This is a genomic window from Rhizobium sp. SRI_017, assembly GCF_057586295.1.
Genome location: NZ_JBYCZP010000011.1, coordinates 128474 through 151166 on the forward strand (window position 1 = coordinate 128474; position 22693 = coordinate 151166).

22 protein-coding genes are annotated in these 22693 nt (G+C 59.9%); 10 read left to right on the top strand and 12 right to left on the bottom strand.

The window, feature by feature from the left end:
• Window positions 1-37 precede the first annotated feature (37 nt).
• Both AC2YI2_RS22725 and AC2YI2_RS22730 read right to left on the bottom strand, forming a co-directional pair.
• Entirely contained in the window at window positions 38-1111 is a 1074-nt protein-coding gene (locus tag AC2YI2_RS22725; RefSeq protein WP_487388777.1) for a SagB/ThcOx family dehydrogenase, read from the bottom strand.
• Window positions 1112-1705: 594 nt separating this feature from the next.
• Window positions 1706-2473: a helix-turn-helix transcriptional regulator gene (locus tag AC2YI2_RS22730; protein WP_487388778.1), complete on the bottom strand. Its 768-nt coding sequence runs from the start codon at window positions 2471-2473 to the stop codon at window positions 1706-1708.
• A 187-nt stretch (window positions 2474-2660) separates the two neighbouring features.
• On the opposite strand from AC2YI2_RS22730, the gene AC2YI2_RS22735 reads away from it, so the two are divergent.
• Complete coding sequence (locus AC2YI2_RS22735) at window positions 2661-2834, top strand: hypothetical protein (protein WP_487388779.1); 174 nt, start codon at window positions 2661-2663, stop codon at window positions 2832-2834.
• 215 nt (window positions 2835-3049) lie between these two features.
• The gene (locus AC2YI2_RS22740; protein WP_487388780.1) at window positions 3050-3649 is read left to right on the top strand and encodes an NADPH-dependent FMN reductase; all 600 of its coding nucleotides are present in this window, start codon (window positions 3050-3052) and stop codon (window positions 3647-3649) included.
• A gap of 96 nt (window positions 3650-3745) precedes the next feature.
• On the opposite strand, the gene AC2YI2_RS22745 is transcribed toward AC2YI2_RS22740, so the two are convergent.
• The 4 genes from AC2YI2_RS22745 to AC2YI2_RS22760 all read right to left on the bottom strand — a co-directional run bounded on the left by AC2YI2_RS22745 (window position 3746) and on the right by AC2YI2_RS22760 (window position 8640).
• Complete coding sequence (locus tag AC2YI2_RS22745) at window positions 3746-4771, bottom strand: cupin domain-containing protein (RefSeq protein WP_487388781.1); 1026 nt, start codon at window positions 4769-4771, stop codon at window positions 3746-3748.
• A gap of 28 nt (window positions 4772-4799) precedes the next feature.
• Window positions 4800-5732, bottom strand: coding sequence for a carbohydrate ABC transporter permease (locus AC2YI2_RS22750; protein ID WP_487388782.1), 933 nt, complete (start codon window positions 5730-5732; stop codon window positions 4800-4802).
• A 9-nt stretch (window positions 5733-5741) separates the two neighbouring features.
• The gene (locus AC2YI2_RS22755) at window positions 5742-6815 is read right to left on the bottom strand and encodes a carbohydrate ABC transporter permease (RefSeq protein ID WP_487388882.1); all 1074 of its coding nucleotides are present in this window, start codon (window positions 6813-6815) and stop codon (window positions 5742-5744) included.
• Window positions 6816-6978: 163 nt separating this feature from the next.
• Complete coding sequence (locus AC2YI2_RS22760; RefSeq protein WP_487388783.1) at window positions 6979-8640, bottom strand: ABC transporter substrate-binding protein; 1662 nt, start codon at window positions 8638-8640, stop codon at window positions 6979-6981.
• A 453-nt stretch (window positions 8641-9093) separates the two neighbouring features.
• On the opposite strand from AC2YI2_RS22760, the gene AC2YI2_RS22765 reads away from it, so the two are divergent.
• From AC2YI2_RS22765 to rbsK, 3 genes are read left to right on the top strand one after another with little or no spacing between them, the layout of a single operon-like run.
• Complete coding sequence (locus AC2YI2_RS22765; RefSeq protein ID WP_487388784.1) at window positions 9094-10155, top strand: ABC transporter ATP-binding protein; 1062 nt, start codon at window positions 9094-9096, stop codon at window positions 10153-10155.
• A gap of 43 nt (window positions 10156-10198) precedes the next feature.
• A complete protein-coding gene (locus tag AC2YI2_RS22770) occupies window positions 10199-10654 on the top strand; it encodes an RbsD/FucU family protein (protein WP_487388785.1) in 456 nt (151 codons plus the stop codon).
• 10 nt (window positions 10655-10664) lie between these two features.
• Window positions 10665-11588, top strand: a complete 924-nt coding sequence (rbsK, locus tag AC2YI2_RS22775) for a ribokinase (RefSeq protein WP_487388786.1) — start codon at window positions 10665-10667, stop codon at window positions 11586-11588.
• A 150-nt stretch (window positions 11589-11738) separates the two neighbouring features.
• Here the strand turns inward: rbsK and AC2YI2_RS22780 are convergent, their stop codons facing one another.
• A complete protein-coding gene (locus AC2YI2_RS22780; RefSeq protein ID WP_487388787.1) occupies window positions 11739-12083 on the bottom strand; it encodes a flagellar export protein FliJ in 345 nt (114 codons plus the stop codon).
• Window positions 12084-12522: 439 nt separating this feature from the next.
• Here AC2YI2_RS22780 and ctrA point away from each other — a divergent pair, with 439 nt between their 5' ends.
• Complete coding sequence (gene ctrA, locus AC2YI2_RS22785; protein WP_487388788.1) at window positions 12523-13224, top strand: response regulator transcription factor CtrA; 702 nt, start codon at window positions 12523-12525, stop codon at window positions 13222-13224.
• Window positions 13225-13369: 145 nt separating this feature from the next.
• Here the strand turns inward: ctrA and AC2YI2_RS22790 are convergent, their stop codons facing one another.
• Both AC2YI2_RS22790 and chpT read right to left on the bottom strand, forming a co-directional pair.
• On the bottom strand, window positions 13370-13741 hold the full coding sequence (locus tag AC2YI2_RS22790) for a response regulator (protein WP_487388789.1): 372 nt from the start codon (window positions 13739-13741) through the stop codon (window positions 13370-13372).
• A 143-nt stretch (window positions 13742-13884) separates the two neighbouring features.
• Window positions 13885-14532: a histidine phosphotransferase ChpT gene (chpT, locus tag AC2YI2_RS22795; RefSeq protein ID WP_487388790.1), complete on the bottom strand. Its 648-nt coding sequence runs from the start codon at window positions 14530-14532 to the stop codon at window positions 13885-13887.
• 270 nt (window positions 14533-14802) lie between these two features.
• Between chpT and AC2YI2_RS22800 the strand changes: the two genes are divergently transcribed.
• Both AC2YI2_RS22800 and AC2YI2_RS22805 read left to right on the top strand, forming a co-directional pair.
• On the top strand, window positions 14803-15381 hold the full coding sequence (locus tag AC2YI2_RS22800; protein WP_487388791.1) for a DUF1134 domain-containing protein: 579 nt from the start codon (window positions 14803-14805) through the stop codon (window positions 15379-15381).
• Window positions 15382-15515: 134 nt separating this feature from the next.
• Complete coding sequence (locus AC2YI2_RS22805; RefSeq protein WP_487388792.1) at window positions 15516-16757, top strand: hypothetical protein; 1242 nt, start codon at window positions 15516-15518, stop codon at window positions 16755-16757.
• Between the two features lie 37 nt (window positions 16758-16794).
• Here AC2YI2_RS22805 and AC2YI2_RS22810 read toward each other — a convergent pair whose 3' ends face one another.
• Window positions 16795-17625, bottom strand: a complete 831-nt coding sequence (locus tag AC2YI2_RS22810) for a TrmH family RNA methyltransferase (RefSeq protein WP_487388883.1) — start codon at window positions 17623-17625, stop codon at window positions 16795-16797.
• A 6-nt stretch (window positions 17626-17631) separates the two neighbouring features.
• On the bottom strand, window positions 17632-18012 hold the full coding sequence (locus AC2YI2_RS22815; protein WP_487388793.1) for a hypothetical protein: 381 nt from the start codon (window positions 18010-18012) through the stop codon (window positions 17632-17634).
• 27 nt (window positions 18013-18039) lie between these two features.
• Here AC2YI2_RS22815 and AC2YI2_RS22820 point away from each other — a divergent pair, with 27 nt between their 5' ends.
• Window positions 18040-19062 (top strand): RluA family pseudouridine synthase, encoded by a 1023-nt coding sequence (locus tag AC2YI2_RS22820; RefSeq protein ID WP_487388794.1) that lies wholly within the window; start codon window positions 18040-18042, stop codon window positions 19060-19062.
• Between the two features lie 174 nt (window positions 19063-19236).
• Window positions 19237-20139, top strand: coding sequence for an RNA polymerase sigma factor RpoH (gene rpoH / locus AC2YI2_RS22825; RefSeq protein ID WP_487388795.1), 903 nt, complete (start codon window positions 19237-19239; stop codon window positions 20137-20139).
• A gap of 80 nt (window positions 20140-20219) precedes the next feature.
• Here rpoH and AC2YI2_RS22830 read toward each other — a convergent pair whose 3' ends face one another.
• The gene (locus AC2YI2_RS22830; RefSeq protein ID WP_487388796.1) at window positions 20220-22631 is read right to left on the bottom strand and encodes a hypothetical protein; all 2412 of its coding nucleotides are present in this window, start codon (window positions 22629-22631) and stop codon (window positions 20220-20222) included.
• Window positions 22632-22693 lie beyond the last annotated feature (62 nt).

Here is a 22693-nt window from a genome sequence, read left to right on the forward strand (position 1 = left end):
GCAAGGCCATTCGTGCGACCCTGTGTGAGGCGAGGCTTCACGCGGCAAAGACCTTCTCTGTGCCTGGATCTGCCTCGATCAGCGGCGCGCTAAGCGTCAGGGCGTAGATCGGCGCCTGCGTGATCTCCGTCAGACCCAGAATGGCCTTGGCGCGGGTGTGGTCGAGCGCGGCGGTGGGGCATGCGGTGAGACCGTTCTCCGTGGCGACGAGCATAATGTTCTGGCCGATATGCCCGGCCTCGATCAGGATGACACGATAGGCGTTCGGATCCTCGTATTTCCACATTGTGCGCTCCATGTGAGCGCAAAGCAGGATCATGCACGGCTTGTCGTCGCCCCATTCCTGCCCGCCGATGAGACTCGTAATGTCGTCATCGCCAAGGTCGGCAACGCGCTCCAGGCTGTGGGCGAGCGCGGAATAGTGATAGACACCGCGTTCCAGGCCCAAGACATTGCGGGCAAAGACATAGGCTTCATAGGGATTTCGGCCACCGCCGGATGGCGTCATCGATAGCGGCAGCATGCCGACGCAGTTGCGCGTCCAGCCGGTGATGCCGAGCCCGGAGAAAAGGCAGTCGGAGACCTGTTCGAGCTTGATCGGAACGGGTAGCGCCTGACGGACGGTGCGGCGCTTCGCCATCAGGCCGATCAGATCCTTGCCCTTCAGCGGGTCAGGGAGTTTCAGAGCCCTCTCACTGTTGGGGCGGTGGAGCTCGATCAGACCGACGGACTTTGCCTTTTGGCGCTGCAGGTCTTCTGCCTGCGCAACCGTGATGAACGGATTGTCCTGGACGCTGAAATGCATCAGCGCGGTGGGCAGGCCCCAGGTCCATGCGCTTGCATATTCGCCTTCCTTATCCGCATCCGCCGTGCCTTCCCGGATGAGGGCGCCCACGGACAGGAGACCGTCTAGAATTCCCGCAAGTTCCTCCTCGCTGAAATCGGCGAGTTCCTGCTGCAAATCCGCGACATCCGTCCAGTCCTTTAGCCTGGAGAGAAGGTCGAGCAGATCGGAGCTGCATTCAAAAACGGATTTTTCAAGAAAGTTATAGGCGATGAACTGGCCATCAGATGGGGTGAAGACCAGCGCCTCGGAACATTTCATTCGCATCGCTGAAACCTCGGGAAGAAGATGCTGCCGCGGCAATGTCGCAGCAGCATCGCATGGTTTATTCCGGACGGAACTGCATGCCCGGCTTCACGAAGATCTTCGTTGCCTTAGGGGAAACGACGACCGAAAGGTTAGGCTTCTGCTTCTTGGTCATGACGGATTTTCCTCTCTGCGCGCCTGATTCGATTCCTGACGCAAGAGATAGAGTATTTGATCAGTGGGAAAACTGAATATTTCTTATGCGAATACTCACAGAATTTAAATAACTCAATGAGCTAATTCAGCTTAAGTAGTAGCTCAAGTAGCTCATTGGAGAATCTCTCTGAATGTATGATTGCCGGATACATCTTGATGTTTGCTTATACTTCTATATCTTCTGGAGTACGGGGTACGAAAGTGGGGTAATTTAAGTGAGCACGTCAAGAGAGCCCGCAATTAGAAGTACACGCAGAAGAAAGCAGCCGACGGCAACTGATCGTGCGGCCTACATTCGGGATGCGTTGATTGAAATTCGGCAGTTTGCCGATGACGGCGAGCTGACTTTCCTGCGCTATCTGTTGTCGATGGCGTTGGAGGAGGCAAATGTTTCGGTCGTCACGACGACGAAACATCCCGCTCAATAATTTGCAGCAGATCCTTTCGCTCCTGGTCGAGAACCATTCTCGTCACGGAGTCGATTGACGCATCATCTTTTTCGAACTGGCGCGACTGGCGCAACGCCTGGCGAAAACTTGTGCCTGCCGGAGCGGGCCGCATGCAGGCGGCCGCAAAAGATATGCCTGTCGGCGTGAGGATGGTCGCATGACCGCCGAGAACAACCGACGACAGCGGCACCGATTTGAGCCGCACCATCGAAGGTTCGTGATTGCCGCGCTGATTAACGGCAACGAGCAGCAGCCAGTTGAGCCGTTCGACTATGATGCCCTTGTGATCGCCGACACGATGGAACCAGAGCCGATCGCTCGGTTCGGCGCTTCCTGTAATTCGGCGAAATGTCACGCGATCGTTGCTGCGTTCGACGAAGAGAGGTGCACAAACCACGTGTTTGGGTTGCGTCGGTACTGTCATCCAGAGAAAGTAGACGCCGGGCTTGATCGATGGTGGCGGCTCGCTGAACAGAGGTTGAAGGACCGCCTCGCATGAACCGGCGGCAGGCGCCGGGTCTTCCGCGGCCGGCAACTCCGACCCGTCTGCAGCAAAGAGCTCTTCCTCTGAAATCCGGAAGTAGCTGCATATTTTCTTGAGAGTGGCCGGCGAGGGCAGAGATCTGCCCTTGAGGTATTTCTCGAATTGCTGGCGATTGATGTCCAGCTCGCGACAGACAAAATTGGCACTGCCAATCTGGTTGGTGAGCCGCCGCAAGTTGTTTCCCATATTTAGGCGGAGGGACATGGCTTTCTTTCAAAGGGTGTAAATTAATCAACTACAACGAACTCAATAAGCTCACAATTGAGTTAGGAAATTTTTTTCACGCACTCATGTGGGGCGATGCAATTTGATTATCATTTATAGTTGCGATATCCTGTTGACTCGGTCCGAGGCGATGCAGATGGAAATCAGGGATAGACGCACAGAAAATCTTGAGCGCATTCTGAGGGAATTGCTGGAAATCCACGCGCTGGCCCCTCAAGCTCAGGCCTACCAGTTTCGTACATGGCTCGATCTCGCCATCGAGGAAACGCGGACGCAGATCGAAAGAATACAGCTGAGTACCATCCATTAGCCACTGGCCTCCTGTTCTCTCGCAAGACTAGGACATCAGGATCGCACTCATCATTCTGCTCTTTCAAGCGGCGGAATTGACTGGCGTCCACATCGCTGTCCAATCGTCCTCCGTCCTGTCAACGCACATGAAACGATGCGTTCGCATATCAGGCGTTGCGGAACCGTTGCCGGCCACATAAGTTCTCTCTGAACACACATTGAGGGAGTTTTCCAATGTCCAAGCCCAAGATCGCCATCATCATCGGTTCGACCCGCGACAGCCGTTTCGGCGACAAGCCGGCCAAGTGGGTTCACGAGTTCGCTGCCGCCCGGGACGATATCGACGTCGAGATCGTCGACCTCAAGGAATGGCCGCTGCCCTTCTTCAACGAAGTGGCTTCCAACGCCTGGGCCCCGACGCAGAACGAAGTCGGCCAGCGCTGGCAGAAGAAGGTTGCCGAGTTCGACGGCTTCATTTTCGTGACCCCCGAATATAACCGTTCGATCCCGGCCGCGCTCAAGAACGCGATCGACTTCTCCTATCCGGAATGGAACAAGAAGGCCGCCGCTGTCGTGGGTTATGGCAGCGTCGGTGGCGCCCGCGCCGTCGAGCATCTCCGCACCATCGCCGTCGAATTGCAGATGGCGCCGACCCGCGCCGGTGTTCACATCCAGGGCGCCGACTTCTTTGCCGCTTGGCAGCAGGGCAAGGACCTGCGCGAGTTCGCGCATCTTGAGCCTGGTGTGAACGCCATGCTTGACGAACTCGTCTGGTGGACCAAGGCGCTTAAGACCGCCCGCGAAGCCGACGCCGCAGTGGCCAAGGCTGCCTGATCCAAATAGAGTATTGCGTATAGATCAGCGGCGTCGGGAAACCGGCGCCGCCTTCATTTTTGCGGTCGCCGTCGCCAACGCATTCGTGCCCGCTGCCTATGCCTCGCCGTCCCAGTAGCGGAGGCGGGCCGTCATGTCGAAGACATTGGCGCGTTCATTGATCGCCGCCAGCGCCATCTTCTCCGACTGCGGATAGACGCAGACATCGGCAGGATCGCGTGCGCCGATCATCAAGTAGCGGCAGGGCCCCGGACCGCTATTCATGAAGGAATGGCCGACCTTGCGGCCAGCCGGGAAAGCGGCGTAGTCGCCGGGCTTCATCCTGTAGGTCTCGTCGCCGAGCAGCAGCGTCAGTTCGCCCTCCAGCACCAGGGCGTGCTCCTCTTCGCGCATATGATAATGCAGCGGTGCGAGGCGTTTCCCCGCCGCCGGCATTTCGATCAGCACGCCGACATGGCAATCATTGCCCACGGCGGCGTAGGTCAGGTGGCGGATCGCGCCGCCGAAGCGCGGGCTGATATCGTCTTCTTCCAGCGGTATGCTGGCAGTCGATACGGGTGGCTTTGGCGAAGCATCAGGTCCTAAATCGGCATTGTTCTCATTGCCAGGAATTGCGGCGCCTGCGGGCAGGCCAGTCTCCTCGCCGTCCCAGTAGCCGCGCGTGGCGCCGAGATCGAAAAGCGCCCGCCGCCCGAGCGCTCGGAGCAGCACCTTGTTGCTGTCAGTATAGACCACGATCTCGTTGGGATTGTTCTCGCCGATGATGACATAGCGGCAGACGCGGTCCGTCTCGTTGATCAGGCAGTGGCCGGCCTTCTGACCCGCAGGGAAGCAGATGTAGTCTCCAGGCATCATCCTGTGACGTCCGTCGCCGAGGCGCACAGTAAGTTCGCCTTCAAGGAGATAGAGATGCTCCTCCTCGAAAATGTGGTAATGCGCCGGCGCCGTCTGCATGCCCGGCGGCAGTTCCTCGATCGCCACACCGATGCGGTAGTCCTCGCCGAGAACCGCCGCGCTCAGATGCCGACAGCGCAGGCCGAAGCGCGGCACGTCCGACCACTCGGTCCAGGGAACGTCGTCGGTCGAGATTGGAGCATAGCTCCGTTCCGTGTCGTCCGTCATATCGCCTCCATCGCAGGATGAGACGGCGCTATTTCACGCTGCCGGCCGTCATTCCCTTAATGATATACTTCTCCAGGAACACGCCGATCACGACCAGCGGGGCGATGGCCGCGCATGACAGCGCTGCCATGGACCACCAGTTGATGCCCTGCGAACCGGTCTGGCTCGCCACGAGCGCAGGTAAGGTGGTGGCATGCGTCGAGGTCAGCAGAGCCGCGAGGAAATATTCATTCCAGCAGAGCACCAGCGAGAGGATGAACGCCGCGACCATGCCCGGGGCGGCGAGCGGCAGCACAATGCGGAAGAAGGCGCCCCAGATTGACAGACCGTCGACCAACGCCGCCTCCTCAAGCTCGATCGGAATGCCCCCGAATTGGTCTCGCATGATCCAGATGACGATCGGCAACACGGTCAGCGTATAGAGCAAGACGAGGCCGACAGTGGTGTCGAGCAGCGCCAACTCCTTGTAGAGCGCCAAAAATGGCAGCGCGAGCACAACGGGCGGCAGAATGAGCTGAGAGAGGAAGAAGAAGGAAATGTCACGGTTGCGCATCCAGCCGATCTTGTAGGCAAAGCGACTCAGCCCGTAGGCCGCGAGTGAGCCGATCAATACCGCCAGTAGCGAAGCGCTGACCGAGGTCACCACGCTATTAAAGAAGCGTTTCACGAATTCGTCGCGCACCGTCGAATGATTGAAGATCGTGTCGGGCGACAGACCGAGCGAACGCCAGCCTTTCCAATCCGGGTTATAGCCGATCCAGGGCACGATCGCGCCCTTTTGGACGTCCTTGGCGACCTTGAAGGCAGTCGTGACGGTCCAGTAGATCGGGAAGAGGCAGACTATCGTCCAGACCGCCAGTCCGCCGTAGACGAAGATGCGGGTGAAATCGAATTTCGCCGGCACGTTGTCCGCGTCGTCGGCAGCGACCACGTTGGGAAGCATTCGCACAGTTATGGTCAACGGCCGATCCTATTCGTTGGCATTGGCGCTGTTCCAACGGCCGACGATCTTGAGCAGGCCGGTGACGAACAAGACGATGATGACGAGATAGACGAAGGCGAGCATGGTGCCGTAGCCGACGTTCGAGCGCTCGCGGTATTCGCGGTAGATGAAGCTAGTCACCGTGTCGGTCGCGCCGCCGGGACCGCCTGCCGTGACGTTGATGACGATGTCGGCGAGCTTGAGCTTGAAGATGATGCGCAGGATGACGGCAGTGATCGACACCGGCAGCATCAGCGGGAAGGTGATCTTCCAGAAGGCCTGCCAGGGCGTGGCGCCATCAACGCGGGCGGCTTCCTGTACCTCCTTGGGCATCGCCTGAAGGCCCGCGAGCAGCATGATCATCATGAAGGGAATGTAGGTCCAGGCGTCCAGCATAGTGATCGAGATGCGGGCAATTATCGGATCAGTAAAAAAGGTCGGCTGGCTCCAGCCCAGGAAACGTGCCAGCGCCGCCAGCGGCCCGAAGCGATATTCCGCGAGCGACTTGCCGATCATCCAGGACACGGCAACCGGCGACAACATGAATGGAAGCAGGAACGCGACGCGGAAGAACTTGCGACCGCGGATTTCGGCATTGATCAGCAGAGCCAGGCCAAAGGCGATGGCATACTCGACCAGGACCGCCATCACGTAGAAGACCATGTTGACGAGGGCGTTCCAGAAGTAGGGGTCGTGCCAGAGCTGCACGAGGTTGTCGGTGCCGTTGAAATGCTGGCCTTTGAGCGACGAGAGGTTCCAGTCCGTGAAGGCGATGTAGAGACCGAACACTGTGGGAAAGACGACCATGAACACAGTGAATAGAAAGGCGGGCAGCACGAAGAGCAGCTTCTTGCCAGCCTCACCGCGGCGGAGCACCAGCGAGACGCAAAGCGCCACGCTCCAGGTCACGATGCCATAGAGCGCGGGACGCCAATTCTGCCAGCCGAAGTCAATAAGGCCAGAGACATGCAATCCCTGGATCACGAAGATGCCGACGGCGAGAATGGATGCCGCCCAGAGAATGAAGCTGCCCAACCGTTTCCGGCTCGCGGGGATCTCCATGTCGGTGCTGACCGTATAGAGTCGGTCGATCGCCAGATCCGTGCCTGCCATGCTCTTGTTCGCTCCGCCTCCAGATCTTATCGGGACTCTATCATCCCGATATATGACAAGAAAGAGGCTGGCGACATTGCGCCGCCAGCCTCCGGGTCAGATTATCAATCGCTTACATGCCGAGTGAGGCCTTGTAGAGCTTGATCTGATTTTCGCGGCCAATCTGGTCCGTGATCTTCTCCCACGCTGCAGCGATATTGTCGGCACCCTGCTGAGCATTGTTCTGGCCAGCAAAGGTCTTTGCGAGTTCGTCCTCGGCCACCGAATAGTACTGGAAAATACCAGGGATACGGGGTTCGATCGCCGCATTCGGGTGGTTGTAGGAAGTGGACTCAGAGTCGAGATAGGACTTGATGAAGCCTTCATCATAGCCGGCCGCGACCCATTCAGAAAGGTCGAAATGGCTCTTGCGGTAGGGCTGGAAGCCCGACGGATAGGCCGCGGTCCACAGCGACAGGTCCTTGCCGCCGATATGGGCCGCTGCGGACCAGGCAGCCTTCTGTCGAACCGGATCGGCGTCGACGCGTGCCATCACGTAGATGCCCCAGCCGATATACGCCATGTTCGGCGCGTAGTTCGCGCCGGAAGCCAGCTTGTCCCACTGGCCGGTCTTTGCGTTATAGACATCGTCCGACCCAGGCAGGATCGAGAAGCCGCAGGTGTCGCCAATGACCGAGGAGTCGTTGGTCTTGGCGTTCGAGCCGACGTCGCCCCACCAGGCAACCATCGAACCGGTGCCTGCAAGGAACTGTGAGAAGGCCGTGGCATTCGGGTCGGCATTGAGCTGGTCGGCCGGCTCAGATGGCAGAGCGTCGATCACATCCTGGATCGCGCGGACCCAAGCGGGGTTGTTGACGCGCGGCTTCATCGTGTCGGCGTCGAACAGCCAGGCCTTGTCGTCTGGATGCTTGGCATAGGCCGTCGCGCGGCTGCCGAGAAAGTAAAAGCCGAAGCCGCCCCAGGCCTTGGGCGCATCAAGATAGCCATAGAGATCCTGGCCGTCGAGCTGCTTACCCTTGAGGAATTTGGTGGCTTCCTGCACTTGCTGCCAGGTCTTCGGCACGCCCCAGTCGCCCTGGTGGCCTTCGTCCGTCCAAGCTTTGGCGAGGTCTTGGCTGGCGAAGACGTCGGTGCGATAGTTGAAGTTATGGCAGTCGCCATCAATCGAGATGCGATAGGTCTTGCCTTCCCAGGTGCCGACAGGTGCCTTGAGGTAGTCGACATAGTCGTCCATGTCGATCTGCTTCTTGACCCATTCCGGCATTTCGGATGCCAGGCCTTTGCCGCAAAGATCGCCTTCGAGCGGCGCGCCCATCGCGGTAATATCGAAATCGACGGTGCCGGTTGCGATCGATTGCTGCAGGCGGGCATTGTAGTCGCCCTGCGCGAGGTCGATCCAGTTGATCTTGGCGCCGGTATATTCTTCCCAGGCTTTGAGGAAGCCGCGAAAGAGAACGTTGTGCTGGTTCTGGTTGTTGATTCCGAGGAAGCTGAGCTCAACGCCGGCGAATTCGCCCTGCTTGACGTTTTCCTTTGTCGGACCGAGGCACATTTCGCCGACCTTCTGCCAGTCGGCATCCGTCGGAGAGCCAGTGCCGACACCCGGCACTTTTAGGAGCGCTGCGCGATCCGCGCCCTGGGCGCGTGCCGGGGTCGGCATGCCAAGGAGCGTCGAACCGGCCATCGCGACCGCCGACACGCTTGCTGCGCCCTTCAATAGATTGCGCCGGCTGATAGCCTGCCGCGCCAACAGTTCATAAAGCTCGATCTTCACGCCATATCCTCCCGTTATGGTTGCCAATACGGCGCGCCTTCTCCCTGGCGCACCGCTGCTGCGGGCAGTCTGTCACAGCAATCCGGCCTCGCGCAAATTGTATTTTATCGCCCGAAAAGGACAAATCCGGGCGGGTCCATGCGTGAGTTCCGGAGCCGTTGTGACCGGCCCGATGCAAGAAAAGTAAACCCTTTTACCAATTTACGTCAATGGCGATTTTTCCCGAGTGATCCACCGCATCGCAACAATGTCGCCGCGATGCAGCACGACTCATCGGCGAAATGGGTAGACAAGATTTGTCCCCTCGGTTAGAGGACGAGAAAAGGGTACGACGGCCTTAGGCACAACCGCGTTCCCTGGGAGCGAATACAGCAGCAGGGCATTGCATCTAAAAGTTGCAGTATCTCGTGCTGGCAAGATCGATGCGCGGGCCATCCGCCCGGGGGAGTGGGGATGTCACAAGTTCTGGTGCGCGATGTGCGCAAGGCCTATGGGCCGCTCGAGGTCATACACGGCGTCAATATCGACATTGCCGATGGCGAGTTCGTTGTTCTCGTCGGACCCTCGGGATGCGGGAAGTCCACGCTGTTGCGCATGATTGCCGGCCTAGAGGGCATCTCGGGTGGAAAGATCCTGATCGGCGACAAAGTGGTCAACAATGTTCCGCCCTCCGATCGCGACATCGCCATGGTCTTCCAGTCCTATGCGCTCTACCCGCATATGAAGGTGAAAGAGAACATGGCCTTCTCGCTCAAATTGAAAAAAACCGATCCGGCTGTGGTGGAGGAGCGCATCAAATCGGCAGCCAATATCCTTGGTTTGACGCCCTATCTCGACCGTTATCCACGCCAGCTGTCGGGCGGCCAGCGCCAGCGCGTGGCGATGGGACGGGCGATTGTCCGCAATCCGCAGGTCTTCCTGTTCGACGAACCGCTGTCCAACCTCGACGCCAAACTACGCGTGCAGATGCGCACCGAGATCAAGGAACTGCACCAGCGTCTCAAGACCACGACCGTTTACGTGACCCACGACCAGGTGGAAGCCATGACCATGGCGGACCGGATCGTGGTGCTGCAGGATGGCAATGTCGAACAGATCGGAGCGCCGCTCGACCTCTACGACAATCCCGCCAACCTTTTCGTCGCCACATTCATCGGCTCGCCGTCGATGAACCTGATCAAGGGCAGGGCGCGATTCGAAAATGGCGAGGTCTTCGTGGAAGCGGGCAGCATCCGGCTGCCGGCGGGCGCCAAGCATCAGGTCGCCGATGGCCAGGAGGTGACCTATGGCATCCGTCCGGAACATATTGAACTGGCTGACGACGGCTTCGATGCGAAGGTCGGGGTGATCGAGCCGACCGGCTCAGAGACCATGGTCTTTGTCCATGCCGGCGGCAACGATCTGTTGGCGCTCTTCCGCGATCGGCATCTGTTCCAGCCGGGGCAGGCGATCAAGCTCAAGCCGCGCAAGGATGCAGCTCATATTTTCGACACTGCGACCGGAAAAAGAATTTGAATGACGGTGGGGGCCATGGGCCGTCCATCGCAGGGAGGATTGAATGCTGAAGAATATCTCGCCGCTCCTCAATGCGGATGTGCTCCATGCGCTCAAGGCGATGGGACATGGCGACTATCTGATCCTGTCCGACCTGAATTTCCCCTCAGATTCGATCGCCCGGCAAACCGTGCTCGGCAAACTCTTGCGCATGGAAAACACCACGTCGGCCGAGGCCGCAGCGGCCGTTCTGTCGCTGATGCCGCTCGATACCTTCATCGATAACGCCGCCGAGCGGATGGAAATTGTCGGCGCGCCCGACGAACTGCCCGATGTGCAGCGGGAGGTGCAGGCTGCGATTGACAAAGCCGAGAGCAAGCACTGGCCACTGAAATCGATCGAACGCTTCGCCTTCTATGAGAAGGCGAAGAAGGCCTATTGCGTGATCCAGACCGGCGAGCGCCGCTTCTATGGCTGCTTCGTGCTGACCAAGGGTGTCATTCCGCCGGACGCCAAGTGAGGGTTTTGCCATGAAGCATGACATCGTCATTCTCGGCGTGTTCGTCGCCGATACCGCCTATCGCGCCGACCGGCAGCCCAAAATGGGCGAGACTTTGCTCGGCAAGGGCTTCTCACTCGGACCGGGAGGCAAGGGCTCCAACCAGGCCGTGGCAGCCGCCAAGGCCGGCGGCGACACCGCCTTCCTCTCCAAGCTCGGCGACGACGATTTCGCCGACATGGCGATGAAGGCATGGGATGAGGCGGGCGTGCACCCGGTCGTCACCCGCGATCCATCAAGCTACACCGGCGCTGCCTATATCTTCATCGAGGAGAGCAGCGGCAACAACGCGATCATCATCGCGCCGGGCGCTGCGGCCAAGATTTCACCCGCGGATATGGACGCCAACGCGTCGCTGATCGGCTCAGCCAAGGTTTTCGTCACGCAGCTCGAACAACCGCTTGATGCGGCCGTGCGGGCGCTGGAGATCGCGCGGGCGGGAGGGGCCGCGACGGTCCTTAATCCGGCGCCCGCACAGAAGCTCGACAATTCCGTCTTCGCGCTTTGCGATTATGTCACCCCGAACGAGACTGAGACGGAGATCCTGACTGGCCTGCCGGTCACCAATGTCGACGAAGCGAAGGTCGCCGCCGGCCGACTGCTGGAGCTCGGCGTAAAGACGGCAATCATCACGCTCGGCGAAAAGGGCGCGCTCTATCACAGCGCGACCGAAAGCGTGCTGGTGCCGCCATTCAACGCCGGCCCGGTTAAGGAAACCACGGGTGCCGGCGACGCCTTCAACGGGGGCTTCGCGGCGGCGCTCTCCAAGGGCATGAGCCCGCTTGAAGCTGTGCGTTTCGGTTCGGCCGTGGCGGGGATTTCGGTAACGCGGGCAGGGACGGCGCCGTCGATGCCAACATTGGCCGAGGTTGAGGCGCTGCTGGCGAAGGGCTGAGGATCGTTCTGCGAATTTGGCTCAGAATCAAGGTCCGGCAAAGTTGCCGGGCCTTTCGCTTTCTCCATCGGCAGATACCAGAACGCCCCAAAGCCCCGCTTTTTTGGCGGGGCTCGGGCCGTGGCAGAACAGGGTATCAGGCTGCGCGTATCAGGCGCGCAGTCTGAGATCCCGCTCTTCGATCGCGGATGCCTTGTCGAATTCCTCCTGGAGTTCTTCGACAGCGGCTTCGGCGGCGTCCTGCTGAACCTTCAGCTCCTTGATGGATACCTGAAGATTGTCAGAACGCTGGCGGGCGGCTTTGGCAAAGGTGGAATAAGCGAAGTGGTTCGGATCTGTGATACCGGACTTCTTCTCTTCATACTGGATCTGGTTTTCCAGATCCTTCGCCATGCGTTCAAACTCGCCCATCATCACCTGAAGCTGTTTCAACTGGCGGCGTTTTTCCCGCAGTTGGAACTCCTTCAGCCTCACTAGGCTTTCACGCGACTTCATACGCAATACTCCGTGGATAGCGTGACCCCGGTTACTAGTTGCCCGGCTTTGAGCCATCCCAACATGGGCCGTCTCGAAAAAAGTTCACCGGCGTTAACTTTTTCGGACGCTGGTAACCTTTCATTTACGGGCATCGTTAATGATAGCGACTAGGGTTTAAGGCTCGGTAAATGCCATGAAGGCTTTCGCTCATTAGGCGAACAACGAGTCAGAAGAATCGCTTAGCGCGTTTTCCTAAAGTTATGCTTTAGAATTAGGCTAAGAGATTTTGTTGTGATATCAGTGGGCTGGCAAAAATATTTAACAAAGTCGATACATCTTGCCAGATGGAATCAGAATTTGTTAACCATTTGGTGGCAGCCTTCAAATCAGGCAAAGCTGGCTCCCAGCTCTGACGTGAGGCTACGAACCTTCCAGGGCGGCGGAAAAGGGGTAAACGATGCGGGTTCTACTAATTGAAGACGACAGCGCGACAGCGCAGAGTATTGAGCTCATGCTCAAGTCCGAGAGTTTCAATGTCTATACCACCGACCTGGGCGAGGAAGGTGTGGATCTGGGCAAGCTCTACGACTACGACATCATCCTGCTCGACCTGAACCTTCCCGACATGTCCGGTTATGAGGTGCTGCGTACGCTGCGTCTCTCGAAGGTGAAGACCCCGATCCTGATTCTCTCGGGCATGGCCGGCATCGAAGACAAGGTACGAGGCCTTGGTTTCGGCGCTGACGATTACATGACCAAGCCGTTCCACAAGGACGAATTGGTTGCCCGTATCCATGCCATCGTCCGCCGGTCCAAGGGCCATGCGCAGTCGGTCATCATCACCGGTGACCTGATCGTCAACCTTGACGCCAAGACGGTGGAAATTGGCGGCCAGCGCGTTCACCTGACCGGCAAGGAATACCAGATGCTGGAGCTTCTCTCGCTCCGCAAGGGTACGACGCTCACCAAGGAAATGTTCCTCAACCATCTCTATGGCGGTATGGACGAGCCGGAGCTGAAGATCATCGACGTCTTCATCTGCAAGCTGCGTAAGAAGCTCGCAGCTGCTGCGGGCGGCACCAACTACATCGAGACCGTCTGGGGTCGCGGCTATGTGCTGCGCGAGCCCGAGGCGACCGAGCTGCTGGAATCGGCCTGATCGAACGAAGTTCACCGGACTAACGGTGGCAAGGCCCGCGCTGAAAAGCGCGGGCCTTTTGCGTTTCAGAATTGGCCGGGATGGTCGCAGCGCAATAAGGGGCGACGCGTCAGGCAACGGATAGATTTCGAAGACAGTTAAGAGGTCAGGCTGCGGCCGACTTGGCCAGGACTTCGTCGAACAGCGCGTGCAAGACCTTGATTTCATAGGGCTTGAGCAGGAAGTCGTCGGCACCGGCGCGCTTGGCGGCCATCAGCTTGCGCAGATCGGTTTCAGCCACGCCATAGAGGATGCGGACATTCTTGCCGCCAGGGATCAACCGCACCGCAGCGATCAGATCGAGCGCACCTTCGAGCGCGGAATCGACGATCAGGAGATCGGGCAGTGAAGCCTCGCAGCGCGCCATTGTGTCGAGAACGCTGGGCGACACCGTTGCCGAGAAGCCGAGCTCGGAGAACAGGCCGCACGCGGCGTCACAATCGTCTTTCGGCTGGTCTGCGATCAGGAGGCGAAGCATGGTTTGTTTCCGTTCGCGCCTGTTTCCCTTTGGCGCACATCGATCTCGTCAATGTAAATAGGAAACCATAACGGAACCTTACCGGTTGTTCCAAAGGATACACAGCCAGCACGGGAAATTCGGAAACCATAATACTGCCGAAATCAGTCCCGCGTCATCACGGCGGTGAAGATCATCTCTTCCGGATTCTGCGCGGCGGCCAGTGTCATGCCTGCCTCATCGGCGAGCATCACGGTGTAGTAGGGCTGGACCGCATGGGCATCGATTGCCTCTTCGACCTGACCGGAATTGATTTCCATGAATTTCGGCGGCAGGCGCATCATCCGACCCTTGGCCGTGATCGTGAATTTCGGGTCGAATTCCGGATTCTCCAGCGTGACGACGATGTTGCCGCCGCGCGGGATGGAGGCATAGGCGACGAGAAAGAGGTTGAGCAGCAGCTTGACCTGGTTCTTCGGGATGATGGCCCGCGGCCCATTCCACTCGATTTCGGTCTTCTTCTCGGCAGCGGCGAATTCCCGTGCTGCTTTTTCCGCCTCGCCGGTATCGATCGAGGCACCGACGGAGCCTGACGCACCGAAGGCAAGGCGAGCGAGCTTGAGCCGGACCGAGGCGTTGAGTGCCGAGGTGCGGATCAGGTCGAGCGCATCGGCATCGGAACCGCCCTCGTCGAGCAGTTCGAGACCATTGTTGATGGCGCCGACCGGCGAGATGACGTCGTGGCAGACGCGGCTGCAGAGAAGTGCTGCAAGGTCGGCGGCGCCGAGCGTCAGGTTCGGGTTCTTCGCCATTCAGTCCTCCTGGGCTGTCCGGCTCACAAACCGGGCCGGGCAGTTGGTCACATAACGTTCTTAGAGCATTTGCCGCAAGACGCAAATGCCGGGAGATTCAGCCGGTGTGTGCCGAGTCAAGGGCGAGTCGGAGCACCATGCTCATTTTGCCATAAAGACACCATATTTGGTAAACCGACTGTTAAGACAATCGATACAAAATGCCGATAAACGATCCTGACGGTGTTTCCGCCGCCGGGCGCCGGAACACGAAGCTGATAGGAGCTTACGATGCGGGCAGTGACAGGTTTGATCGGCAGATTCTCGGCCTTGCTGGCCGTTTTCGTGGCACTCACACTGATGGCGGCGCCGGCGCGTGCCGACAGTTCGCAATATACGATGCAGGAAATCGTCGATGCCGGCCATGGTTTCTTCGGATCGACCACCGGCGGCCTTGCCAAGGTGATGGAGGCGGCTTTCAAACGCTATGGCCTGCCCAATGGCTATATCCTCGGCCAGGAAGGTGCCGGCTCCTTCGTGCTCGGCGCGACCTACGGCGAGGGGGAGCTTTATACAAAGAATGCCGGCCAGCACACGCTGTTCTGGCAGGGCCCTTCGATCGGTCTCGACTATGGCGGCGAAGGCAGCCGCGTCATGATGCTGGTCTACGAATTGCCGAAGGTGAATGCGATCTACAATCGATTCGGCGGTGTTTCGGGTCAGGCCTTTGTCGTTGCCGGCTTCGGCATGACGGTTCTCAAATATAAGAACGTGCTGATCGTTCCGATCCGCACCGGCGTCGGCGCACGTCTCGGCGTGAATATCGGCTACCTCAAGATGACCCGGAAGGCGACCTGGAATCCCTTCTGATACAGGCGTTGACCCGGCCGAGGCAAATTAACAACGTCCGGCAAAATAGGCGGCCCCTGTTACCTATGTAACTTGCCGGGATAGGGGTCCCGTGCTTTAAGCGGCGTGAAACGAAGACGCCGGGTTCTGCTGCCGTGATTGAATATGCGCTGCTTTTCGGATTGGGCTTTCTGACCGCCATTCTGGCCGGCCTGCTGCTCGCACCCGCCATCCACCGTCGCATCGTGAAATTCACCGAAGATCGTATCATGGCGACCATGCCCGTGAGCCCGCAGGAATTGCGCGCCCAGAAGGACATGGTGCGCGCCGAAATGGCGGCCCAGGTCGCGCGGACCGCGCATGACCTCAAGCAGGAGCGCGGCAAGGCCGCGACCTTCTCCATCCAGAACGACAAGCTCGTTGAACAGGTTGGCCGCCTGTCGGGCGAGAATTTCGATCTCCAGGCGTCGGCCGACGCGCTGACAGTGGAGGCCGGCGAATTGCGGGCGTCGCTGCGTGAAGAGGAACTGAAGGTCGTGAAGCTCCGCGAGCAGCTTTCCGAAGCCGTTGTCCGAGAGCGCGAGAAGGAAGGCCGTATCACGCAGCTTCTGCATCGCGCGCAGCAGCTCACCGTCGATATCGACAATCTCAAGATCGACATCGCGACCCGCGACACCGAAGCCGAAAGCTTCCGCGCCCGGATCAACGCGCTCCGCGACGAGCGCGAGACGCTGCGCAGCGATGTCAAGCTCGCAACCCAGCGCGCTAAGGATGCCGAGCTCCGGCTTGCCCGCGAAGAGAACAAGGCGGTGCGTCTCGAAGACCGGCTTAATGCCGAGATCTCCGGCAGCGTCGACAAAGACACGATCATCGAGCGCCGCATTTCGGAAATCACCCGCCTTAAAGAACGCCTCAAGACTGCCAATGCGGAGGCCCGTGAGGCCACACGCGGCACCAAGGCCACGACCACCCGCCTGCCGCCTGCCGCCCGCGTCAAGAGCCTGCCGGCTGACGAGCGTCGTGCCTTGATTGGGACCAAGCCCGCCCGCACGGAGTTAATCGAGGGCGAAGCTCATCTGCTATTGCCCGCACCCTCCGAAGTGGTGGCCCAGCCGACCCGCCTCATCGACGAGAAGCGCGCCGCCGAACTCAGCGACGAAGCCCGTAGCCAGGCCAGTGCCGTCTCGGATCGCCTTCTCAACCTCAAGGACGAGGAGCACGACGAAGCGCTCCGCAAAGAGATCGCCGACATCGCCGCCAAGATGGTTGCCGTCGTCTCACAGAAGGAAGGCATGTCGTCGTCGCTACGCGAAATGCTCGCTGGCAAGCCGCAGAACAATGTCCCGGGCCGGACCTCGCTCGCGAACCGGGCGGCGAGCCTGATGCATCAGGATTAGGACGCAGAAGGGCTGCATCGCCTCAGTCCCACCCAATTCAAATCCGGTTCATCGCAGACGCCATCGCGAAAAGCGCGATGCCGGTTGCCGTACCGGCATTGAGGCTGTCGAGGCCGGGCGCCTGCGGGATTTTGGCAGTTCGGATGGATTGGAGGATCGGCTGTGGCAGGCCTTCGCCTTCGGTGCCGGTGAGCAAGGCCAGTCGCGGTGCTGGCTGGACATTTCGGATATCCGTCGTGCCTGCCGGCGACAGGCCCCAGATCTGGAAGCCGTTCGACGACAGACTGGAAAGCATCGCCGCGATGGATCCTTCGCGGGCATAGGGAACCCTAAGCACCGAGCCCACCGAGACGCGCAGCGCCTTGCGGTAGAGTGGATCGCAGCAGGTTTCGTCAAGCAGTACGGCGTCGGCGCCGAAGGCGGCGGCGTTGCGGAAAATGGCGCCGATATTATCATGGTTGGCGATGCCGCACGCCGCTACGACCAGTGCATTTGCCGGCATGCTTGCGATAAGCGCTTCGACGGTCGGCGTACCCCGCCGTTTGCCGAGCGCCAGCACGCCCCGATGGATGTCAAAGCCGGCGATGGCGTTCATGATCTCACGAGAGGCGACATAGACCGGCACGTCGTCAGACGTTCGGGCGAGGAACTCGTCGAGGCCTTCAACGCGGTTTTCCAGAAGAAGAAGGGACTCGGCTTCGAACCCGCCGTCCGACGCATGGGAATCGATCAGAAGCCGCAACACCACGGTTCCCTCGGCGATGAAGCGGCCGGTCCGGCCGATGAGATCGCGTTCGCGGATATCGCGATAGCCAGCGATCCGCGGATCATCGGGATCATGGATGCGGATGAGCCGGTCGGCGGTCATCATGCTTTATTTGAGGTCGATTTCGGTCACCGTCTTGCCGGTGCCGATATCGTGCACGATGATCCGTTTTTTGCCGTCGCCAGCAGTGCCGAAGAGCAGCACGCGGTTGCCAGACATGGAAGTGATCTCAACGGCGAAGCCTGCGGGCAGGGTGATCGACTGCTGGGCTGCTGGCACGGCGTCCTGCGCGGCCGGAGTCGTCACCACGGGATTCTCAGGTTGCGGTATGCGGTTGACCCTGTAGACAATCGAGTACACGACGGCCATAAGACCGAGAATGATGACCGAACTGGAAATGATGAGCAGCCGGACCATCTTCCTGCGAACTTTCTCGAAGGCGGGGTCCAGCGGGGCCTCTTGCTCGTCGGCGAAGTTCGGATTGGTCATCAAGTCTCCAGGCATTGGTTAGGATTCATGTCGCAGTTCCTTAGCGAAGATGCTGGTGCGGGGAAAGTCCTCATTGCCGACCACGATGCGGCCGGGCGTCTTGATGCCTGGCTGGCGCACGTGCTCGCCGGCGGTCTTTCGCGCAGCCGCGTCAAGGCGCTGATCGAGGATGGCGACGTGACGATCAACGGCGCGCCGGCAAAGGCGCCCCACCAGAAGATCCAGCCGGGTGACCGGATCGAGATCATCATTCCCGAGCCGGAAGACCCCCAGCCCAAGGGTGAGGACATTCCGCTCGACGTGCTCTACGAGGACGACGATCTCATCGTTCTCGTCAAGCCCGCTGGCCTGGTCGTCCATCCGGCAGCGGGCAACTGGAACGGTACGCTGGTCAATGCGCTGATCCATCATTGCGGCGCGAGCCTGTCGGGCATCGGCGGTGTCAAGCGGCCGGGCATCGTGCATCGGCTGGATAAGGAGACGAGCGGCGTGATGGTCGTTGCCAAGAACGACGTTGCGCATGCCAGCCTCTCGGCGCAATTCGCCGACCACGGCAAGACGATGAAGCTCGAGCGGGCCTATCAGGCGATCGTCTGGGGGCTGCCGCGGCCGCAGAAGGGCACGATCAATGCGCCGCTCGGCCGGTCCGGCGACCGGGTGAAGCGCGCTGTCGTCGCGGCGACTGCAGACGATGCAAGGCACGCAGTGACCCACTACGAAGTGCTCGAGCGCTATCACGAACGCCCTGACGCGACGGCGATCGCAGCCCGTGTCGTTTGCCGGCTGGAGACTGGTCGCACACACCAGATTCGGGTCCATATGGCCCATATCGGCCATCCACTGCTTGGCGATCCCGAATATGGCGCGGCATTCAAGACGAAGGTTAACCTGCTGCCCAAGCCGGCACATCTGATCGTCAATCGCCTTCGCCGTCAGGCGCTTCACGCCTATCTCCTGCAGATCGAGCATCCGCGTACGGGCGAGGTCATGCGCTTCGAAAGCGAATTGCCTGCCGATCTGATGGAACTGATCGACGCCCTGCGCATTTAGCAGTATCGTTCCATCACCTGACGCGCGAATAATAAGGCTGCCTTATTTTTTCACGCGAGCGTGATTGCTGTTGCCTTGAAACAGCCGCAACGTCACCTAAATATCCAAAAGGGCGAAGTCCGTGACTTGCCCAGCGAGGCTTGCCGCAAGGAAGCCGAATGAGAGGGGTGCTCTATGGCCCGGAATAATATGCCTGTCTTGACCGCTGAAGGCGGTCTCAATCGCTACCTGGACGAAATCCGCAAGTTCCCGATGCTTGAGCCGCAGGAAGAATACATGCTGGCGAAGCGTTTTGCGGAACATCAGGATCGCAATGCCGCCCACAGAATGGTGACCAGCCATCTCCGCCTCGTGGCGAAGATCGCCATGGGTTATCGTGGCTACGGCCTGCCGATCGGTGAAGTGGTATCCGAAGGCAATGTCGGCCTGATGCAGGCCGTCAAGAAGTTCGAACCCGATCGCGGCTTCCGCCTGGCGACCTATGCCATGTGGTGGATCAAGGCTGCCATCCAGGAATATATCCTGCGCTCGTGGTCGCTCGTGAAAATGGGCACGACTGCGAACCAGAAGCGTCTGTTCTTCAACCTCCGCCGCCTCAAGGGCCGGATCCAGGCCATCGATGATGGTGACCTGAGGCCCGACCAGGTGAAGGAGATTGCGACCAAGCTCAATGTCTCCGAGGAAGAGGTCGTGTCGATGAACCGTCGCCTCGGTGGAGACGCGTCGCTCAACGCGCCGATCAAGGCGTCGGAGGGCGATTCGGGCCAGTGGCAGGATTGGCTGGTCGACGACCACGACAATCAGGAAGAGATCCTGATCGAGCAGGACGAACTGGATAACCGCCGCACGATGCTCGGTAACGCGCTCAAGGTCCTCAACGACCGTGAACGCCGCATCTTCGAAGCCCGCCGTCTCCGCGAGGATCCGGTGACTCTCGAGGAACTGTCTTCCGAGTTCGACATCAGCCGCGAACGTGTCCGCCAGATCGAAGTCCGCGCCTTTGAAAAAGTGCAGGACGCGGTCCGCGAAGCCGCGCTGGCGCAGGCCAAGGCGCTCCGCGTCGTTGAGCCCGCCTGAGCGACGGAAACAAGTTCGACAAAAAAAAGCCCCGGCAGGATGTTCTGCCGGGGCTTCTTGCTGTCCGGATGGACCGGATATCAGTTGTTCGCTGTGGGCCCGAGCGCGGCCCATTCGGCCAACGCCTTGTCGAAGGCTTCCGTACCGGTCGAGCCCTTTTCGAAGGTCAGCAGCGCACGGCGGTTGTTGCGGTAGACGACCGGGATGTCGATCCAGGAACGCGTCTTCATCAGTTCCGTATTGACCTTGCGCGCATCGGCATCGTCGTTGAGCGCGATCATGTGGAAGTCGTCCGTGATCTTGGCCGGAACGGCGATCAGGCTGTTGCCGCGATCCTGTTCGGTCTGCTTGAAGGCGACACGCTGAACGTTCTCGACATTGCCTTCGGCGAAATCCGTGGGCAGGTCGAAGACCACCTCGATGATGTGGCTCGCGGGCAGTGACGGATCAGCGTTGCGCTTGAAGGACACCACGGCTTTGAGCTTGCGCTCCGGAACCTCGATGGTTGCCTCGACCATGGGCTGATTCTTGCCGCTGGCATTGGTCGTGTCGTTGGTGAGCTTCCAGGTGACCTTGCCCTGTACGGCGACCGGGGAATCGCCCAGGCGCTCTTCGTAAAGGATCATCTTCTGCGCGACGGTGAGGCCGTCTTCAGTCTTGGCAACCTCGTTCGTCGTGGCCGCCTTCGCATCGGTGGAGGCGACTTCGGTCTCGGCGGCCACGGTCTGGCCGGCAATGGTCTTGCCTTCGGTCAGCGACTGGTCGATCGGAACCTTGGCGGCATCGGTTTCGGTCTCGGTGCCGTTTTCGAGCAGGCGCTGGGTGAACTTGCTCGGCGCGATATTGTTGTCGAGTGAGGCAACTTCCGTCGGTTTCGCCTCATCAGCAGCCTTCTTTGCCGTTTCCTGATCGCCGTTGACCGTCACGCTTTTCGACTGGTCGGGAGACGCTGGAATATCGCGGGTCTCGGTCTTTGCCGGCGTCTTGTCGGCCGGCATGTAGCTTGCGACCAGCTTGGTGACGTCTTCGCGATAGACATAGCCCGCATAGGCACCACCGGCGACGATGAGCGCCGCGACCATTCCGAAGGCGATCGGGATGGGATTGAACTTCTGCTTGTTCTTGCGCGTGACCTTGAAGCTCTTGCCTTCGAGCTTCGACATGGCGCGCGAGACTTCCGGCGACAACTGGTCGCCGTCTTCGGTCTCGGGCGACTTGTAGCCGATCAGGTCTTCGAGTTCGGAACGTGCGTCACGCTGGCGGTCGGCCTTGCTCGGTGGCGCCTTGGCCATCTCCTCCTGGCGGGCATGCAGCGCCTGCTCGAAGGCGACCGGCTTTGGCAGATCCGGCAGGTCGTCGAACGGGGCGTCCCAGGAGAAATCGCCTTCCGGTTCCTTGCGGACCGGTGGCGGCTTGACTGCGGGGGTTGCGAATTCGTTATTGATGAAATCGCTGAAGCCGGTTGCCACGTCGGTTTCGGTGAGCGCGGCCCGCGGCATCGGCGGCGCGTCGGCATGATCAGGATGGTCGGCTGCCGTTTCCGGCTCGCGGTCAATATCGACACCCCAATCGGGCATAGCGGCGACCGGATGTGCGGCCGGAACGTCCTCGGTTACCTTGGCGTGCGCTGTTTCAAGCTCGCCGCCGGGGAATTCATTTTCCGCGTCGACATGCGGCTGTTCCATCACCCGGTTGGAGGCATGGCGGATGGCCGGCTCGCGAGTCGGGGCGAAATGCGACAGCAGCGGGTCGTCATGGTCTTCGGCCACATGCGTCGGGATGGCATGCTGGCGCTGGTCATCATGAGTGGCGATGGGCTCGGCATGATGAACGGCCGGCTCGACCACATGGACCGGCTCGGCATGAACCTGCGTGTCCTGAACCTTGATCGGCTCGGGCTCGACATGGGCTGTATGCGCGAAATCGTGCTGGGTTGCGGTCTCGGTATGCGCGACCGGTTCATGAAGCGCAGCTTCCGCATGCCCCGGCTCTTCGGCCCGGTGGCCGGAGCCGTAGTGGAACGGCGCCTCATCGACCGCCGGCTGGTAGCGCGGAGCGTCTTCTATGGCATGGTCATGCGCCTGCTCGGCGGCAACCGGCTCGACCGGTTGAGCCACATGTTCCACGGTCGCAGCCTGAACCGGCACCGCTTCAACATGCGCCTCAGGAACGGTTTCCTGCACATGCTCGGCAACGGGCTGCGTGACCTCGGCAGGAGCAGCCTCCACGGGCGCAACGTCGGCCTGAACAGCTTCCGCCGGCGCCACGTCGGCAGGCAAGGCTTCGCTATGTTCTCCCTCGACGAGACGGATGGCGTCGTCGAGCTTGTCGAGCTGACGCTTGAACATGGCTTCGGGAGGTCGCGGATTCATGTTGTCAAGCTGTCGCACGACAGCGCTACGCGCTTTTTCGTAGACCTTGACCCGCATTTCGGGTGTGTTGTCCGTGAGGCCATCAACCGCACGCCGGATAACTGCTACAAAATCCGCCATAGGATCCTTCTCAACTCAATAAGCCGGACACATTAGGCGCGGACGCCTTCCCGGAGCTTTCG

Bases quoted from the DNA above. Each gene is read 5' to 3' on its own strand.
- AC2YI2_RS22725 (WP_487388777.1), bottom strand. From the start codon at position 1,111: ATGCGAATGAAATGTTCCGAGGCGCTGGTCTTCACCCCATCTGATGGC.
- AC2YI2_RS22735 (WP_487388779.1), top strand. From the start codon at position 2,661: ATGGAAATCAGGGATAGACGCACAGAAAATCTTGAGCGCATTCTGAGG.
- AC2YI2_RS22740 (WP_487388780.1), top strand. From the start codon at position 3,050: ATGTCCAAGCCCAAGATCGCCATCATCATCGGTTCGACCCGCGACAGC.
- AC2YI2_RS22745 (WP_487388781.1), bottom strand. From the start codon at position 4,771: ATGACGGACGACACGGAACGGAGCTATGCTCCAATCTCGACCGACGAC.
- AC2YI2_RS22755 (WP_487388882.1), bottom strand. From the start codon at position 6,815: ATGGAGATCCCCGCGAGCCGGAAACGGTTGGGCAGCTTCATTCTCTGG.
- AC2YI2_RS22765 (WP_487388784.1), top strand. From the start codon at position 9,094: ATGTCACAAGTTCTGGTGCGCGATGTGCGCAAGGCCTATGGGCCGCTC.
- AC2YI2_RS22770 (WP_487388785.1), top strand. From the start codon at position 10,199: ATGCTGAAGAATATCTCGCCGCTCCTCAATGCGGATGTGCTCCATGCG.
- rbsK (WP_487388786.1), top strand. From the start codon at position 10,665: ATGAAGCATGACATCGTCATTCTCGGCGTGTTCGTCGCCGATACCGCC.
- AC2YI2_RS22780 (WP_487388787.1), bottom strand. From the start codon at position 12,083: ATGAAGTCGCGTGAAAGCCTAGTGAGGCTGAAGGAGTTCCAACTGCGG.
- ctrA (WP_487388788.1), top strand. From the start codon at position 12,523: ATGCGGGTTCTACTAATTGAAGACGACAGCGCGACAGCGCAGAGTATT.
- AC2YI2_RS22790 (WP_487388789.1), bottom strand. From the start codon at position 13,741: ATGCTTCGCCTCCTGATCGCAGACCAGCCGAAAGACGATTGTGACGCC.
- chpT (WP_487388790.1), bottom strand. From the start codon at position 14,532: ATGGCGAAGAACCCGAACCTGACGCTCGGCGCCGCCGACCTTGCAGCA.
- AC2YI2_RS22800 (WP_487388791.1), top strand. From the start codon at position 14,803: ATGCGGGCAGTGACAGGTTTGATCGGCAGATTCTCGGCCTTGCTGGCC.
- AC2YI2_RS22810 (WP_487388883.1), bottom strand. From the start codon at position 17,625: ATGACCGCCGACCGGCTCATCCGCATCCATGATCCCGATGATCCGCGG.
- AC2YI2_RS22815 (WP_487388793.1), bottom strand. From the start codon at position 18,012: ATGACCAATCCGAACTTCGCCGACGAGCAAGAGGCCCCGCTGGACCCC.
- AC2YI2_RS22820 (WP_487388794.1), top strand. From the start codon at position 18,040: ATGTCGCAGTTCCTTAGCGAAGATGCTGGTGCGGGGAAAGTCCTCATT.
- rpoH (WP_487388795.1), top strand. From the start codon at position 19,237: ATGGCCCGGAATAATATGCCTGTCTTGACCGCTGAAGGCGGTCTCAAT.
- AC2YI2_RS22830 (WP_487388796.1), bottom strand. From the start codon at position 22,631: ATGGCGGATTTTGTAGCAGTTATCCGGCGTGCGGTTGATGGCCTCACG.